At 67.3% G+C, this 13,449-nt stretch carries 15 protein-coding genes; 9 read left to right on the top strand and 6 right to left on the bottom strand.

Translation table 11 applies throughout. The features are described 5' to 3' along the window. Positions 1–11: 11 nt before the first annotated feature. Complete coding sequence (locus ACUZUJ_RS01580; RefSeq protein ID WP_107231535.1) at positions 12–479, top strand: YehS family protein; 468 nt, start codon at positions 12–14, stop codon at positions 477–479. Here ACUZUJ_RS01580 and ACUZUJ_RS01575 read toward each other — a convergent pair. Further along, complete coding sequence (locus ACUZUJ_RS01575) at positions 448–1,335, bottom strand: LysR family transcriptional regulator (RefSeq protein ID WP_049444591.1); 888 nt, start codon at positions 1,333–1,335, stop codon at positions 448–450. The genes ACUZUJ_RS01580 and ACUZUJ_RS01575 overlap by 32 nt on opposite strands. Before the next feature lie 143 nt (positions 1,336–1,478). Between ACUZUJ_RS01575 and ACUZUJ_RS01570 the strand changes: the two genes are divergently transcribed. Further along, on the top strand, positions 1,479–2,627 hold the full coding sequence (locus ACUZUJ_RS01570) for an MFS transporter (RefSeq protein ID WP_236251721.1): 1,149 nt from the start codon (positions 1,479–1,481) through the stop codon (positions 2,625–2,627). Here ACUZUJ_RS01570 and ACUZUJ_RS01565 read toward each other — a convergent pair. Further along, positions 2,624–3,322 carry a TorF family putative porin gene (locus ACUZUJ_RS01565; RefSeq protein WP_049444600.1) on the bottom strand — a complete coding sequence of 233 codons (699 nt, stop codon included), beginning with the start codon at positions 3,320–3,322 and terminating at the stop codon, positions 2,624–2,626. The genes ACUZUJ_RS01570 and ACUZUJ_RS01565 overlap by 4 nt on opposite strands. 178 nt (positions 3,323–3,500) lie before the next feature. Here ACUZUJ_RS01565 and ACUZUJ_RS01560 point away from each other — a divergent pair, with 178 nt between their 5' ends. Further along, positions 3,501–3,890: a DUF6165 family protein gene (locus ACUZUJ_RS01560; RefSeq protein WP_049444589.1), complete on the top strand. Its 390-nt coding sequence runs from the start codon at positions 3,501–3,503 to the stop codon at positions 3,888–3,890. Positions 3,891–3,896: 6 nt separating this feature from the next. On the opposite strand, the gene ACUZUJ_RS01555 is transcribed toward ACUZUJ_RS01560, so the two are convergent. Beyond that, positions 3,897–4,595, bottom strand: a complete 699-nt coding sequence (locus ACUZUJ_RS01555; RefSeq protein ID WP_080347504.1) for a response regulator transcription factor — start codon at positions 4,593–4,595, stop codon at positions 3,897–3,899. 177 nt (positions 4,596–4,772) lie between these two features. After that, a complete protein-coding gene (locus ACUZUJ_RS01550; protein ID WP_014035687.1) occupies positions 4,773–5,345 on the bottom strand; it encodes an OmpO family porin in 573 nt (190 codons plus the stop codon). A 210-nt stretch (positions 5,346–5,555) separates the two neighbouring features. Here ACUZUJ_RS01550 and ACUZUJ_RS01545 point away from each other — a divergent pair, with 210 nt between their 5' ends. Next, complete coding sequence (locus ACUZUJ_RS01545; protein ID WP_101764774.1) at positions 5,556–7,958, top strand: S9 family peptidase; 2,403 nt, start codon at positions 5,556–5,558, stop codon at positions 7,956–7,958. Between the two features lie 91 nt (positions 7,959–8,049). Continuing rightward, a complete protein-coding gene (locus ACUZUJ_RS01540) occupies positions 8,050–8,409 on the top strand; it encodes a DUF1428 domain-containing protein (RefSeq protein WP_049444583.1) in 360 nt (119 codons plus the stop codon). Between the two features lie 15 nt (positions 8,410–8,424). Here ACUZUJ_RS01540 and ACUZUJ_RS01535 read toward each other — a convergent pair whose 3' ends face one another. Both ACUZUJ_RS01535 and ACUZUJ_RS01530 read right to left on the bottom strand, forming a co-directional pair. Then, complete coding sequence (locus ACUZUJ_RS01535; protein WP_101764773.1) at positions 8,425–9,105, bottom strand: hypothetical protein; 681 nt, start codon at positions 9,103–9,105, stop codon at positions 8,425–8,427. 96 nt (positions 9,106–9,201) lie between these two features. Beyond that, the gene (locus tag ACUZUJ_RS01530; protein WP_049444579.1) at positions 9,202–10,095 is read right to left on the bottom strand and encodes a hypothetical protein; all 894 of its coding nucleotides are present in this window, start codon (positions 10,093–10,095) and stop codon (positions 9,202–9,204) included. A 491-nt stretch (positions 10,096–10,586) separates the two neighbouring features. Between ACUZUJ_RS01530 and ACUZUJ_RS01525 the strand changes: the two genes are divergently transcribed. The 4 genes from ACUZUJ_RS01525 to ACUZUJ_RS01510 all read left to right on the top strand — a co-directional run bounded on the left by ACUZUJ_RS01525 (position 10,587) and on the right by ACUZUJ_RS01510 (position 13,412). Continuing rightward, positions 10,587–12,020, top strand: coding sequence for a Do family serine endopeptidase (locus ACUZUJ_RS01525; RefSeq protein WP_014035682.1), 1,434 nt, complete (start codon positions 10,587–10,589; stop codon positions 12,018–12,020). 101 nt (positions 12,021–12,121) lie between these two features. Further along, positions 12,122–12,487, top strand: coding sequence for a hypothetical protein (locus ACUZUJ_RS01520; protein WP_458220220.1), 366 nt, complete (start codon positions 12,122–12,124; stop codon positions 12,485–12,487). An 8-nt stretch (positions 12,488–12,495) separates the two neighbouring features. Beyond that, on the top strand, positions 12,496–12,966 hold the full coding sequence (locus tag ACUZUJ_RS01515; protein ID WP_004153834.1) for a phage holin family protein: 471 nt from the start codon (positions 12,496–12,498) through the stop codon (positions 12,964–12,966). Further along, positions 12,963–13,412, top strand: coding sequence for a hypothetical protein (locus ACUZUJ_RS01510; RefSeq protein ID WP_049444577.1), 450 nt, complete (start codon positions 12,963–12,965; stop codon positions 13,410–13,412). Before ACUZUJ_RS01515 ends, ACUZUJ_RS01510 begins: the two co-directional genes overlap by 4 nt. Positions 13,413–13,449 lie beyond the last annotated feature (37 nt).

The raw sequence follows: 13,449 nt of genomic DNA, 5'->3' as shown, positions 1-13,449 counted from the left end.
ACAATTGCACCATGATCAACAATGATGTCCTGCGCAGCGTGCGCTACTCCCTGGACCTGGGTGACCAGCACGTGGTGACCCTGTGCCAGATGGCCGACCCGGCCTTCGCCGTGGATGCCGAACAGGTGAAGGCCTGGCTGCGCCGCGAGGACGAAGCCGGTTTCGAGGCGATGAACGACAGCGCGCTGGCCCACTTCCTCGACGGCCTGATCGTGCACCTGCGCGGTCGCGACGAGAGCCAGCCGCAGCGTGCGGTGGAAACCCGCATCGACAACAACCTGGTACTGAAGAAGCTGCGCGTGGCCTTCCAGCTGCGCGACGTGGACCTGATGGAGATCTTCGCCAGCGCCGGCTTCAACGTGTCCAAGTCGGAAGTCGGCGCGCTGTTCCGCCAGCCCGGCCACGCCAACTACCGGCGCTGCCTGGACCAGATGCTGCGCAACTTCCTCAAGGGCCTGAGCCTGCGCCTGCGCGGCTGAGCACGGCCTCGACGAAGGCGCGCGCGGCCGGCGTCGGCAGCCGCTGCCAGACCAGGTGCACGCGCCGGGTCGGGGTCGGCTGCAGTGGAATCTGCACCACGCCCCGGAAGCCTTCGGCGATCAACGCCGGCACGATGCCGACTGCCAGCCCATGGCGGACGAAGCGCTCGACCAGTTCCATCAGGTTGACCTCGAAACGCACCGTGTGCGGCAGCCCCGCGGCGGCGAAGGCATCATCGGTCTGCCGGCGCGCACCGGTGCCGCGCGGGAAGTCGACCAGCGCTTCATCCTGCAGCGCGGTCAAGGGCAACCGTTCGCACCCGGCCAGCGGATGCGATGGCGCCAGCACCGCCACCAGATCCTCCTCCTGCAGCATGCGGTGACAGACACCGTCCAGCGCTGCCGACGGCGCCAGACCGACCAGCGCCACGTCCAGCGCACGTGACTGCACCTGCGCGATCAGATCCTCGCTCTTGTCCACCCGCAACTGGAACTCCACCTGCGGGTGCGCCTGCTGGAAGGCCGCCAGCATCGCCACCACATCAATGTCGGTCAGCGAGGAGATCTGCCCGATCGCCAGCAACCCGCGCACCTCGCCACTGACGGCAGCCACGTCGGCACGCAGATGGCGCAGGCTGGCCAGCACCTGGCGTGCGTGCACCAGCAGCGCCTCGCCGGCGGCGGTGGCCCGCACCTGGCGTGGCAGGCGCTCGAACAGCGTTGTGCCCAGTTCCTGTTCAAGATGGGCGATCTGGTGGCTGAGCGCGGACTGCACCACGTGGCAGCGCTCGGCGGCACGGGTGAAATTGCCCTCTTCGGCCAGCGCCACGGCGAATTCGAGCTGCTTGAGATTCACGCAACCATCTCATTTTCAGATGACAGGGATGATGATGATTCATTTCCATCATGACCGCAGCAGGCGGACACTGTGCACCCCGCTTCCTGGAACACCGCGTGAGCCCGTCCCTCCCCCCTCTGCACCGCTGGCAGGTGCTGCTGATGTCGGTCGCCACCGGCGTGGCCGTGGCCAGCAACTACTATGCGCAACCGCTGCTGCACACCATCGCCGATGCCTTCGGCGTGCCGTTCGGCCAGGTCGGCATGGTGGTCACCGCTGCGCAGCTGAGCTATGCCGCCGGACTGATCCTGCTGGTGCCGCTGGGTGACCTGTTCGAACGCCGCCGCCTGATCGTGGTGATGAGCCTGCTGTCAGCTGGCGGCCTGGTGATCAGCGCCTGCGCACCGTCGCTGGCCTGGTTGCTGGTGGGCACCGCGATCACCGGCCTGTTTTCGGTGGTGGCACAGGTACTGGTGCCATTCGCCGCCACGCTGGCCGCGCCGGAACATCGTGGCCGCGTGGTCGGCACCTTGATGAGTGGCCTGCTGCTGGGCATCCTGCTGGCGCGTACCGTGGCCGGCCTGCTTTCCAGCCTGGGTGACTGGCGCCTGGTGTATGCGATCGCTGCCGGCACCCTGGTGCTGACCGCACTGGCATTGCAGCGCGGCCTGCCGCGATTCCACCACAGTGCCGGCCTCGGCTACTTCGCATTGCTGCGCTCGATCGGCGTGCTGTTCGTGCAGGAGCCGGTGCTGCGCCAGCGCACCCTGCTGGGCGCCTGCAGCTTCGCCATGTTCGCGATCTTCTGGACCCCGCTCGCGTTCCTGCTGGCGCAGCCACCTTACGCCTACAGCGATGCCACCATCGGCCTGTTCGGGCTGGTCGGTGCCGCCGGCACGCTGGCTGCGGGCCTGGCCGGGCGCATGTCCGACCGTGGCCAGACCGGTCGTGCCACCGCCATCGCGCTGGTGCTGTTGCTGCTGTCGTGGCTGCCACTGGGGCTGTCGGCCCACTCGCTGCTGGCGCTGCTGGTTGGCGTGGTGGTGCTGGACCTGGCCGCACAGCTGCTGCACGTCAGCAACCAGAACCTGATCTACGCACTGCAACCGGCGGCACGCAACCGGCTCAATGCCGGCTACATGACCGGCTACTTCATCGGCGGTTCGCTGGGCTCGCTGCTGTCGGCACAGGTCTACCAGCGCTACGGTTGGACCGGCGTCTGCCTTGCCGGTACCGCAGTAGCCGTGCTGGCCCTGCTGCTGTGGCTGCCCGGCGCGCTGCGTGCGCGCCAGGCGGCATCGTCGAACTAGAAGCTGCCCTGTAGTGCCAGCTCCCACCGTCCACCGGCATTGCCCGGGAACAGGCGCTTGGCTGCACTGTCGGTGTCATGCACGGTGGCGCGCAGCTCCCATGCTGGAGCCAGTGTGGCAATGGCGCTGAGCTGGCCGTGCAGGTAGTCCGGGCCCTGCGCGGTGGCCAGCCAGTACTGGCCCACCGCTGCTTCCAGGCGGACGCGTTCGTGCAGCGGCACACGCACGCCCAGCTGGGCATAGGTTCCGCGATGGCCACCGGCCAGCGCATCGTTGGAATGCGCAACCTGCAGCCAGGCGCGCTGCTTCCAGGTCACGGTGCTGTTGAGTTCGGTCCAGTCCAGCGCACGGCCGGTACCCGGATACATGTAGCGGGTCAGGTTGGCGTCCAGTGTCCAGTCCGGTGCCAGCGCGCCGGACCAGCCCGCCACCAGGTCGAACTCGCTGCGCGCGCCATTGTCCGGTTTGAACGAAACGTTGGAACCCCAGACGCTGGCATACCAGCCCGACGGGATCGAGATCTTCGCGCCGGCCTGCACCGCCGGGTCACCATCGCTCTGCGAGCTGCCGCGCCACACGTAATCACTGGTCAGTGCTGCACTGCCACTGACCTGCACCTGTGCCTGCGCGCTGCCGATGCCGAGCAGCCCTGCCAGGGCGGCCACCACCGCCGCCATCATCCCCTTGCTGTTCACTGCACTGTGTTCCTCGTCGAATGCGGTCACGCCGCCGGGACGGCAGTGTCCAGTGCGTGGCCGTAACGAATCGAGGGTGCTGCCCGGCCTGCGGCGCAAATTCGGCGTAAATCCCGTGGATGGAGGCCACGCGCCAACGGCGCGGTATCATGGCGCCTTGTTTCCAGGAACCAACCGCGTGGACGCCATCCTGACCCCGGTATCGATCGGCGAGCTGATCGACAAGATCACCATTCTCGAGATCAAGGCCGAGCGCATCAACGATGCGGCCAAGCTGGCCAACGTGCGCACCGAGCTGGACGGCCTGCTGCCCCTGTTGCAGCAGCAGCTGCAGGCACAGCCGGCGCTGGCCGTACTGAAGCAGCAGCTGAAGGCGATCAACGAGCGCATGTGGGACATCCAGGACCAGCTGCGCGACAAGGAAGCGGCCCAGGTGTTCGACGATGCCTTCATCCAGCTGGCACGCGGTGTCTATGGCACCAATGGCGAGCGCGTGCAGGTGAAGAACGAGATCAACCGCGTGGCCGGTTCGGCGCTGGTGGAAGAAAAGCAGTACCAGGGCGAGTAACGCCGCTCATCCGCATTCCAGCAGGTGGCGGAAGCGGAACAGGTCACCGTCTCCGCGGATACCAAGCTTGCGGTAGGCCGAGGTTTTCTGCGAGCTGATCGTGCTGGCCGAGCGCCCCGATCGCAGGGCCATTTCGCTGGTGCTGAAGCCCTTCAGCACCAGCCTCAGCACTTCACGTTCGCGCTGGCTCAGCGGCGCCAGCACCGGTGCGGATGCCCGGCGTGTGCGTGGCAGCTTCAGCTCCTCACGCAGTTCCGGTGGTACGAAGCGCCCTCCTCGAGCGACCACGTCAATGGCGCGCAGCAGCGTTTCCGGTGGCGTCGACTTGGACAGGAAGCCGCGCGCGCCGGCACGCATCGCGGTGGTCACCGTGCTGGCGTTGCAGTGCGCCGACAACACCAGCACCGGCAGCGCCGGCCAGCGCTGCGACAGCACCCGCAGCAAGGCCAATCCATCGCCCACGTCGCCCATCGGCAACGCGTCGATCAGCAGCAGGTCGACGCAGCTCGGGCTGCGCTCCAGCAGCTGCAGCAGGTCGCCCTCGTCGGACAGGCTCAGCCGAACCTGCACGCCACCGTGTTGCCGCAGCAGTACTTCCACGCCCAACCGCAATACCGGGTGCGGATCCAGCAGCGCCAGGCGACGTGGCCGATCAGGAAGCAGGGGAGGAAGAATCGGCGGCATCGCGGCATGTCCAGGCAACATGGGACATCCACCGTAGGTCGGTGCCCGCAGCGGCGGAATCCAATTCCTTGCAATGCTCGGCCCGGGTGCGCCACCAGTCAGATGACATTCTGTTTTGCGACGTCACAAACGCAACAGGCCCGGCAAGAGCCGGGCCTGTCGAGGCTTCTCCAGCGCGCAATCGCGCCGGGGCAGCAATTACCAGCTGAAGCGCGGGCCGACGGTGTATTCCTTGTCGCCGTGGCGGTTCATCTTCAGCTCGCCGTTCAGGCCCCAGTTCTGGTTCAGCTTGACCTGACCACCCAGGCGGCCGTACCACTGGCCATCCGGATTGACGCCGTGCTTCTTGGCGTAGTCTTCGTAGCCGACCATGCCGTAGACCTCGGCGTGGGCGCCGAAGGCAGTGCGGATACCGGCTTCAGCGCTGTAGCCGTTGAAGTCCAGACCGTGCTTCGGGTCGAACTTCTGGTAGGCAACGCGGGCAACGAAGTCGGTGCTCGGAGCGATTTCAACGTTGTAGCCGGCACCGATCTTCCACTGGTCAACCTTCAGGTTGGTGTGGTCGATTTCCTGGCGGCTGTATTCGCCGAAGGCGTGGAAGTTCGGCAGGAAGCCGTAGGAACCCTTCACGCCCCAGCCATCCGCCTTGATGCCATCGACGTCGGTCTTGGCGTAGTCGGCTTCGGCGTAGTTGTAGGACAGGTTCTCAGCAGCCGAGGCGGTGAACGGCAGGGCAGCGGCCAGGGCCAGAGCAATCAGCGAATTCTTCATGGGGGTACACCTTTACTTTCTTATGGTGTGCAGCAGCGCCAGGGCGCCATCGCATCGGGAATGTAAATTCTCCGTTATTCGCCACAACGCTCCCTGAAAACAGCAGTCTTCGCATTGCTGAATTTTTTGCCTTGATTCAGGCTGCGTCTGGCATACGCGCGCGGCGCGCGTGCATTTGAACCCCGCCGACGATTGCAACAGGAGGTTGCCTTGCACGTGCCTGCCCCGCTGCGGTTCCCGTTCTGCGCCGCCATCCTGGCCTTCGCCGGCGTGATTTCCATCGCATCGGCGCAGCCGCTGCAGCCCGCCGACTACCAGCGCGCCGAACGCGTGCACGACAGCCATCTGCGCGGTGCGCTGCGCAATGCCTCGATCGTGCCGAACTGGCTGGCCGATGGCCGCTTCTGGTACGAACGCGAAGATACGCAGGGCCGACGCCAGGCGGTCCTGGTCGATCCAGCACAGGCCACCCGCCAGATCCTGTTCGAGCCGGACGCACTGGACACTGCGGTTGCGCCCTTCGGAGCCAGCGGGCCACGCCTGCGCCTGGCCAGCGTGCAGGTGATGGGTGATGGCCTGCGGCTGCGTTTCAGCGGTGAGATGCCGGTCGACTGCCAATGGCCACGCTGGCACTGCGTGCGGTCGCACGATGCAATGCCGCCGGCAGATGCACTGCCTTCGCCCGCTGGCGATGCCTGGCTGCAGATGCGCGACCACAATCTGTGGCTGCAGTCGCCCGGAATGGCAGCACGAGGGCTGACCACCGGCGGTGAACCCGGCCATGGTTATGGCGTACTGCCGGACTTCACCCTGCGCGGTATTCCACGCCGCCAGGGCCGGATGCCGGCACGGCCGTTCGCGGTCGGCTGGTCACCGGACGGCCGCTACGTGGCCGGCATCCGCTACGACGAACGTGCACTGCAGGACTACCCCTATCTGGAAAGCACGCCGGCCAACAGCGCGCGCCCACGCGTGCATACGGTGAAGCTGGGGCTGCTGGGCGACGCACAACAGGTACGCGACAGCCTGTATGTGGTCGATACCCGCAGCGGCCGGCAGCACGACATCACGCTGCCCGAAGGCTGGAACACCCTGAGCGAGGCCGGCATCCTGGGCTGGGACGGTGGCCGCCTGTATGCCGTGATCGCGCACTTCGGCGCGCCACGGCGCTTGCGCCTGGTGGAGATCGAGGCCAGCAGCGGTGCACTGCGCACCGTGCTGGAGGAGGCCAGCGATACCCGCCTGCAGCTCAACGTGTATTCGTACAACCGGCCAGCGGTGGCGATCCTGCCCGGGCAGGACACGGCCGTGTGGTTCTCGCAGCGCGATGGCTGGGGCCATCTGTACCGGGTGCGCCTGTCCGACGGCAAGGTGCTGCGCCAGCTGACGCGTGGCCGTTGGGCGGTGCGTGACCTGCTGGGCGTGGACGCTGCGCACGGCTGGGCGTATTTCAGCGCCGGCGGTGTCGAGGGCGGCGATCCCTACGTGCGCGGCCTGTACCGGGTTCCGCTGCGCGGCGGACCGGTGCAGCGCCTGGCCGCCGATGGCAGCGACCATCTGGCCGATGCCGGCACCGGTGCGCTGTTCGGGGGACGCGCGCCGCAGGCACTGTCGCCGCATGGGGGCTATCTGGTGGATACCGTCTCCAGCCTCGTGCAGCCGCCGCGCACCGTGCTGCGTGCCAGCGATGATGGTCGCGAAGTGATGGTGCTGGAAGAGGCGGACCACCACGCGGTGGTTGCCGCTGGCTGGCGCCCACCGCGGCGCGAACGCCTGTTGGCCGCCGACGGGCACACGCCGATCTTCGCCACCGTCTACCTGCCCCGTGACTATCGCGATGACGGCAGCTTCCCGGTGATCGATGCGATGTACGGCGGTGCCTTCATCAGCAATGCGCCGGTGACCTATGCCGAAGCCGTATCGGCGTTGAATCCCGTCTCGCGCGCCAGCCTGGCCGAACTGGGCTTCGTGGTGGTCAGCATCGATGCGCGCGGCACCGGCGGCCGCGACAAGGCGTTCCATGACAGCAGCTTCCTGCACGCTGCCGATGTGCAGCTGGATGACCACGTGGCTGCACTGCGCCAGCTGGGTGAACGCTACCGGGGCATCGATCTGCAGCGGGTGGGTATCTACGGGCATTCGTTCGGCGGCTACAGTGCGGCGCGCGCCCTGCTGCGCTACCCGGCGTTCTACAAGGTGGGCGTGGCATCGGCCGGCAGCCACAACTTCCAGGGCATGTACGGCGGCGCGTTGCACGGCATGGATCGGCTGTTCGCGGGCGTGCTGCCGGCCACGGCCATGGCCGATGGCGTGCCGGTGCCCTTTGCCGGGCTGGACAACGCAGCGCTGGCCGGCAACCTGCGCGGGCATCTGCTGCTGGTCTACGGCGAACTGGACGAGAACGCACCGCCGGCACTGACCCTGCAGCTGGCTGCGGCCCTGAACACGGCCCAGCGCCGCTACGACCTGCTGTACCTGGCCCGGCAGGACCACGAACTGTTCCGCAACGACGCCACCTACACGCACCGCATGTGGGACTACTTCGTGCGTCACCTGGCCGGCCGGGAACCGCCGGAGACGGTGCTGGCACCGCTCCCGGGTGGCCCGGGCTGAACAGGCACACGCGGGATGTCGATCCCCGACGCGCTGGTTCGTCGTGTACTTGAAGGCCGTGCATGCGGCACGGTCCATCCGGAGGCAGGCAATGAGCTACATCGATGGTTTCGTCCTGGCGGTACCCATCGCCAACAAGGAGAAGTTCCTCGCCCACGCACGCACTGGGGATCCCGTTTTCATCGAGTACGGCGCGCTGCGCGTGGTCGAGTGCTGGGGCGATGACGTGCCGCACGGCAAGACCACCGATTTCTTCGGCGCGGTGAAAGCCACGCCGGATGAGACGGTGGTGTTTTCCTGGATCGAATGGCCGGACAAGCCGACCCGCGACGCCGGCATGCAGAAGATGATGGAGGACCCGCGGTTTGATCCAGCGAAGAATCCGATGCCGTTCGACGGCGCGCGGATGATCTACGGCGGCTTCGTGCCGCTCTACGAGCTGACGCGCTGAACCCGGCGGACGTGCTCAGCGCGCGTCCGTGTCATCGCTGGCAGCGGCATGGCCGGCGCCCAGTGCGGCGCCGGCCCCCAGGCCCATGCCGGCACCCATTCCGCCGCCACCGCCGCCTCCACCCGCACGGCCGCCCTTGGCATCGCCGTCGTTGCGGCCCTTGCCGCCGCCGCTGGCACCGGGCCGGGTCGGCCCCTGCGGAGGAATCTGCAGATCGGCCGGGATTGGCGCGAGGTCCAGTGCTTCGCGCACGAAATCGCGCAGCGAGACCACCAGGTCATGGGTGTGCACCGGTCGCCCCTGCGCCAGTTCATTGGCCGCGCGCGCGGCCAGCCGTACCTGTTCGTCGGTGCCCAGCAGCAGGATGTCCGACAGCGCGGCCTCGACCGCATCGCGGATGCGCCGCGCACGGTCCGAGCGCGGCTCGGCGATGCCTTCGGCATCTTCACGCTGGCGCAGGTCACGGCGATGGCTGGGATCCACGCCCAGTTCTCCAGTGAACGAACCGCCCAGCGTCTTGTAGGCGGCCATCAGCGTGCGCAGCCGTTCATTGATCTGCCGGTTCTCGCGCTCGCGGCGCTGCTGCAGGGTCTGCATCACCAGCAGGCGGATGCCCACGCCCAGCAGGGTGATCAGGACCAGGCCGGCCAACGTGGACAGCACGCCCTGCCAGGAACTGAAGTCGATACCACGCATGCCCGGGGCTCCTGCAGGAAGAACCTGCATCTTGCCCCAGAAACGCGAAAGGCCCCACCACCCGGTGGGGTGGCAGGGCCTTCGGTCGCGGCGCGATTACTTGCGCTTGGCGACCTTGCGCACGGCCTTCTTGGCCGGAGCCTTCTTGGCGGCGACCTTCTTCAGCGGCGCAGCCTTCTTGGCGACCGTCTTGCGGGTGGCGGCAACCTTCTTGCCCACCGCCTTCTTGGCGACGGCGGCCTTCTTGCCGACAACCTTCTTGGCAGCGGCGGTCTTCTTGCCGACGGCCTTCTTGGCGACAGCAGCCTTCTTGCCGACCACCTTCTTGGCGGCCGCAGTCTTCTTGGTGGCGACCTTCTTGGTGGCGGCAACCTTCTTGCCGACAACCTTCTTCGCAGCCACGGCCTTCTTGCCAGCGACCTTCTTGGCGGCGACGGTCTTCTTGGCCACGGCCTTCTTGGCGGTAGCGACCTTCTTGCCGACCACCTTCTTGGCGGCCGCGGTCTTCTTGGCAACGGTCTTCTTCGCGACGACGGCCTTCTTGGTGGCGGCCTTCTTCACGGTGGCGACCTTCTTGCCGGCAGCCTTGGTGGCGGCCTTGGTGGTCTTCTTGGCGGCAGCGGCCTTCTTGGTCACAGCCTTGCCGGCAGCGGCCTTCTTCTTGGCCACTTCCTTCTTCAGGGCAGCGGCTTCGGCCTTGGCGTTCTTCTTGGCCGCTTCCAGCTTCTTCTTGGCGTTGGCAACGGTCTTGCCGACCGACTTGGCGGCCTTCTCGGCCTTCTTGGCAACGGTCTTCTCGACCTTGGCCACAGCCTTCTTGGCCTTGGCAACGCGGGTACCGGCAGCCTTGGTGGCGCGCTTGACGGTCTTCTTGACCGACTTCACGGCGTCTTCGGCGGCGTGGGCGATGGTCTCGCCGACGTTGGTGGCGGCTTCTTTGACGTTCTCGACGGCGTCGGTCACGACCGACACACCATTACCGTTGCTCATGTTGCCCTCCTGGGGGCCTTAAGTATCAAAACGGGGCGATGCTATACCGACATTGACGATCGTGGAACGGGGCACGCGCCCGCAATCGCATCTGATGCGACGGCCATGGTGTAGCCCACCACTGCCGCAGGAGCGGCGGGTTCACAGGAAACCCCTTTTTTTAAGGACTACGCCACATCCACCGCGTGGTCGAAGATGGCCGTTGCGTGCCGTTGCATGGATGCGGCATCCGATGCGTGTTGTGGCGCATTGCGGCACCCGGTTGCGCGGAACTGCGCAAGTATCGGTCTGTGTCCGCGCGCCCAGCGATCGTCTTCGGTGATGCAGGCGTCGCCTGTGCGGGTGTCGCCACAGCCTTGCTGCCAGCCTCCGCACCCGCCTTCTTCGGCCTGCGGTTTTCATGGCGCATTTATCCAGATCGCGACACACTCATTCAGCTTGTTTTACCGTAGGGCCGAACCGCCCCCACCCACGCCAGCGAACCGACTCCCATGCGACCGCTTCCCACCCTGCTCACGCTCGCAATCGCCGCCGCCTTCGGTGGCTTCGTTGCCACCGGCATCAATGCCCACCTGGACAACCGTGCCGACGCAGCACCGCTGCCAGCGGTGCTGCCGACCACGGCCGCGTTGCCGGCCGCGGTGGCCGGGCAGGCGGTGCCGTCGCTGGCGCCGATGCTGGAAAAGGCGATGCCGGCAGTGGTCAGCGTCAACACCAAGCAGGTGGTGCGCGTACGCAACCCCTTCTTCAACGACCCGTTCTTCCGCCGCCTGTTCCCGGACATTCCGCAGGAACGCATCAACGAATCGCTCGGCTCGGGCGTGATCATCGACGCCAAGGAAGGCCTGGTGCTGACCAACCACCATGTCATCGAGAACGCCGATGACGTGCAGGTGACACTGGCCGATGGGCGCACGGTGAAGGCCGAGTTCCTCGGTTCGGACCGTGATACCGACATCGCGCTGATCCGCATCCCGGCGCAGAACCTGACCGACATCAAGCTCGGCAACAGCGACCAGCTGCGGGTGGGCGACTTCGTGGTGGCCATCGGCAACCCGTTCGGCTTCAGCCAGACGGTCACCTCGGGCATCGTCTCGGCGGTGGGCCGCAGCGGCATCCGTGGCCTGGGCTACCAGAACTTCATCCAGACCGATGCATCGATCAACCCGGGCAACTCCGGTGGTGCGCTGGTCGACCTGCAGGGCCAGCTGGTCGGCATCAATACCGCCAGCTTCAACCCGCAGGGCAGCATGGCCGGCAACATCGGCCTGGGCCTGGCGATTCCGTCCAACCTGGCGCGCAGCGTGGTCGACCAGCTGGTCAAGCACGGCGTGGTGGTGCGCGGCACGCTGGGCGTGGAGAGCCAGAACCTGACCGCGCAGATCGCGCAGGGGCTGGGCCTGGGCGAAACGCGGGGTGCGCTGATCACCCGCGTGCTGGCCGGTTCGGCCGCTGCTGCGGCCGGGCTGAAGCCGGGCGACGTGGTGGTCTCGGCCAACGGCCAGCGCGTGGACAGCGCCGAAGCCCTGCACAACGTGGAAGGCCTGGCCGCGGTCGGCAGCCCGCTGGCGCTGGACGTCCGCCGCGAAGGCAAGCCGCTGCAGATCAAGGCCACGCTGAAGGAACAGGCGCGTGCGGTCACCGGCGAGAGCCTGGACCCGCGGCTGACCGGTGCCACCTTCGTCGACCTGCCCGAGTCGCTGCGGCAGTCGGGTGTCGGCGGCGTGCTGGTCAGCGAGGTCAAGCGCGGCAGCCGCGCGGCGACCAACGGCCTGCAGCAGGGCGACATCATCACCGACGCCACCGTGGGTGAATTCGCCGACCTGGCCAGCTGGCGAGCCAATTTCCAGCAACGCCCGCCGACCCTGGTGGTGCGCGTGCTGCGCAACAATGGCCAGCAGCAGGGCCAGCTCGTGATGCGCTGATCGCCCTGCCGTAACACCCCCTATACCCCGGCAATGCTATTGCTGTCAGTCCAGGTCGGCACCGCCGACACCCGTTCCCCCATCGCAACAGGAGTGATTCGATGAGCCCCACCAATACCGAGAACCTGAAGGAACACCTGGGTGAAGCCGGTTCCCACCTGAAGCAGGCCGCCACGGCCGCCGGCGGTGCGATCAAGGGCGCAACCGGTGCCGCGACCGACGAACTGCGCATCGGCAAGGCCAACGTCAAGGCCGAACTGTCCGACAGCGCGCTGTCTGGCCTGGCCGCCGCCGAATTCGGTGGTGCCGCTGCCAAGGAACAGGTCGACGCGTTGATGGACAAGGGCAAGGACCTGATCGACAGCGCTGCCGAGTTGATCCGTGAGCGTCCGCTGGCCTCGTTCGGCGTCGCCTTCGCTGCCGGCTGGATGATTGCCAAGCTGGCCCGCGGCAGCAGCGACAAGTAAGCCGCGGCGTGAGCGAAGACAACGCGCAAGCCCCTGATCCGGCGGCCACCCCGCCGCTGGATGAGAGCATCCGCCAGGTCGGCGCGGCCGGTCGTGCCGCTGCCGATTCGGCCAAGCATTCACTGCGGTCGCTGCGCCGCCTGGCCTCGGCCGACTTCGCGCTGGCACGCAGCGCGTTCGGTCGTGCGCTGGCCTGGGCCGGCGTGGCGATCGTGTTCGGTGCGTCGGCGTGGTTGCTGATGGCCGCCACCCTCATCGCCCTGCTGCAGAGCTGGGGCCTGAGCTGGCTGCAGGCGCTGCTGATCACCTCGTTGCTGAGCCTGGCCGTCACCGGCTATGCGATCTGGCGGGTGTCCTACTTCTTCCACCACACCGGCATGCACGCCACCCGGCGCCAGCTGTCACGCCTGGGCCTGTTCGACGAGCCCAGCGAAGATGACCCCGATGCCGATGTGCAGTTGCCGGAGGGCAAGCCATGAAGTTCGGTGCGCTGCAGCGGCGGGTGAAACGCTGCGAACAGGTGGTGACCGTGCGCCTGGTCGAGACCCAGGACCACTGGTCCACGCTCAGCCAGGTCTGGCGACAGGGCTGGTCGCCGCTGCGCATCGTGGTGGTCGGCCTGGCCGGTGGCTTTATTGCCGGCAAGCTGGAAGTGCCGGGCAAGGTCAACGGTGCCCGCTGGCTGCAGATGGTCGGTTCGGTCTCGAATCTGTTCGCCAGTGCACAGGCGGCGTTCGCCACGGCGATGGCGGCGCAGGCGGCAGCCAGCGCCGACGACGCGGCCGAAGAAGCCGACGATGCCAGCGAACAGGCACAGGCGGCGGCCTCCGCTTCCGACGCACGGCCCACACCGCGACCGGAACCCGAACCGGAACTGCGCGAACCGCGCCCGGCCGAAGCGGCCACCGAGCTGTCCGAACGTTGATCCACGGAATCCGCCGCGCCGATCGCGGCCGGCGGAT

The organism is Stenotrophomonas sp. S4, from assembly GCF_054187805.2.
Note: the sequence above shows the minus strand (reverse complement) of the source record. Positions and strands in the feature narration are given on the sequence as shown.

Bases quoted from the DNA above. Each gene is read 5' to 3' on its own strand.
- ACUZUJ_RS01580 (WP_107231535.1), top strand. From the start codon at position 12: ATGATCAACAATGATGTCCTGCGCAGCGTGCGCTACTCCCTGGACCTG.
- ACUZUJ_RS01570 (WP_236251721.1), top strand. From the start codon at position 1,479: ATGTCGGTCGCCACCGGCGTGGCCGTGGCCAGCAACTACTATGCGCAA.
- ACUZUJ_RS01555 (WP_080347504.1), bottom strand. From the start codon at position 4,595: ATGTTGCCTGGACATGCCGCGATGCCGCCGATTCTTCCTCCCCTGCTT.
- ACUZUJ_RS01550 (WP_014035687.1), bottom strand. From the start codon at position 5,345: ATGAAGAATTCGCTGATTGCTCTGGCCCTGGCCGCTGCCCTGCCGTTC.
- ACUZUJ_RS01540 (WP_049444583.1), top strand. From the start codon at position 8,050: ATGAGCTACATCGATGGTTTCGTCCTGGCGGTACCCATCGCCAACAAG.
- ACUZUJ_RS01535 (WP_101764773.1), bottom strand. From the start codon at position 9,105: ATGCGTGGTATCGACTTCAGTTCCTGGCAGGGCGTGCTGTCCACGTTG.
- ACUZUJ_RS01530 (WP_049444579.1), bottom strand. From the start codon at position 10,095: ATGAGCAACGGTAATGGTGTGTCGGTCGTGACCGACGCCGTCGAGAAC.
- ACUZUJ_RS01525 (WP_014035682.1), top strand. From the start codon at position 10,587: ATGCGACCGCTTCCCACCCTGCTCACGCTCGCAATCGCCGCCGCCTTC.
- ACUZUJ_RS01520 (WP_458220220.1), top strand. From the start codon at position 12,122: ATGAGCCCCACCAATACCGAGAACCTGAAGGAACACCTGGGTGAAGCC.
- ACUZUJ_RS01510 (WP_049444577.1), top strand. From the start codon at position 12,963: ATGAAGTTCGGTGCGCTGCAGCGGCGGGTGAAACGCTGCGAACAGGTG.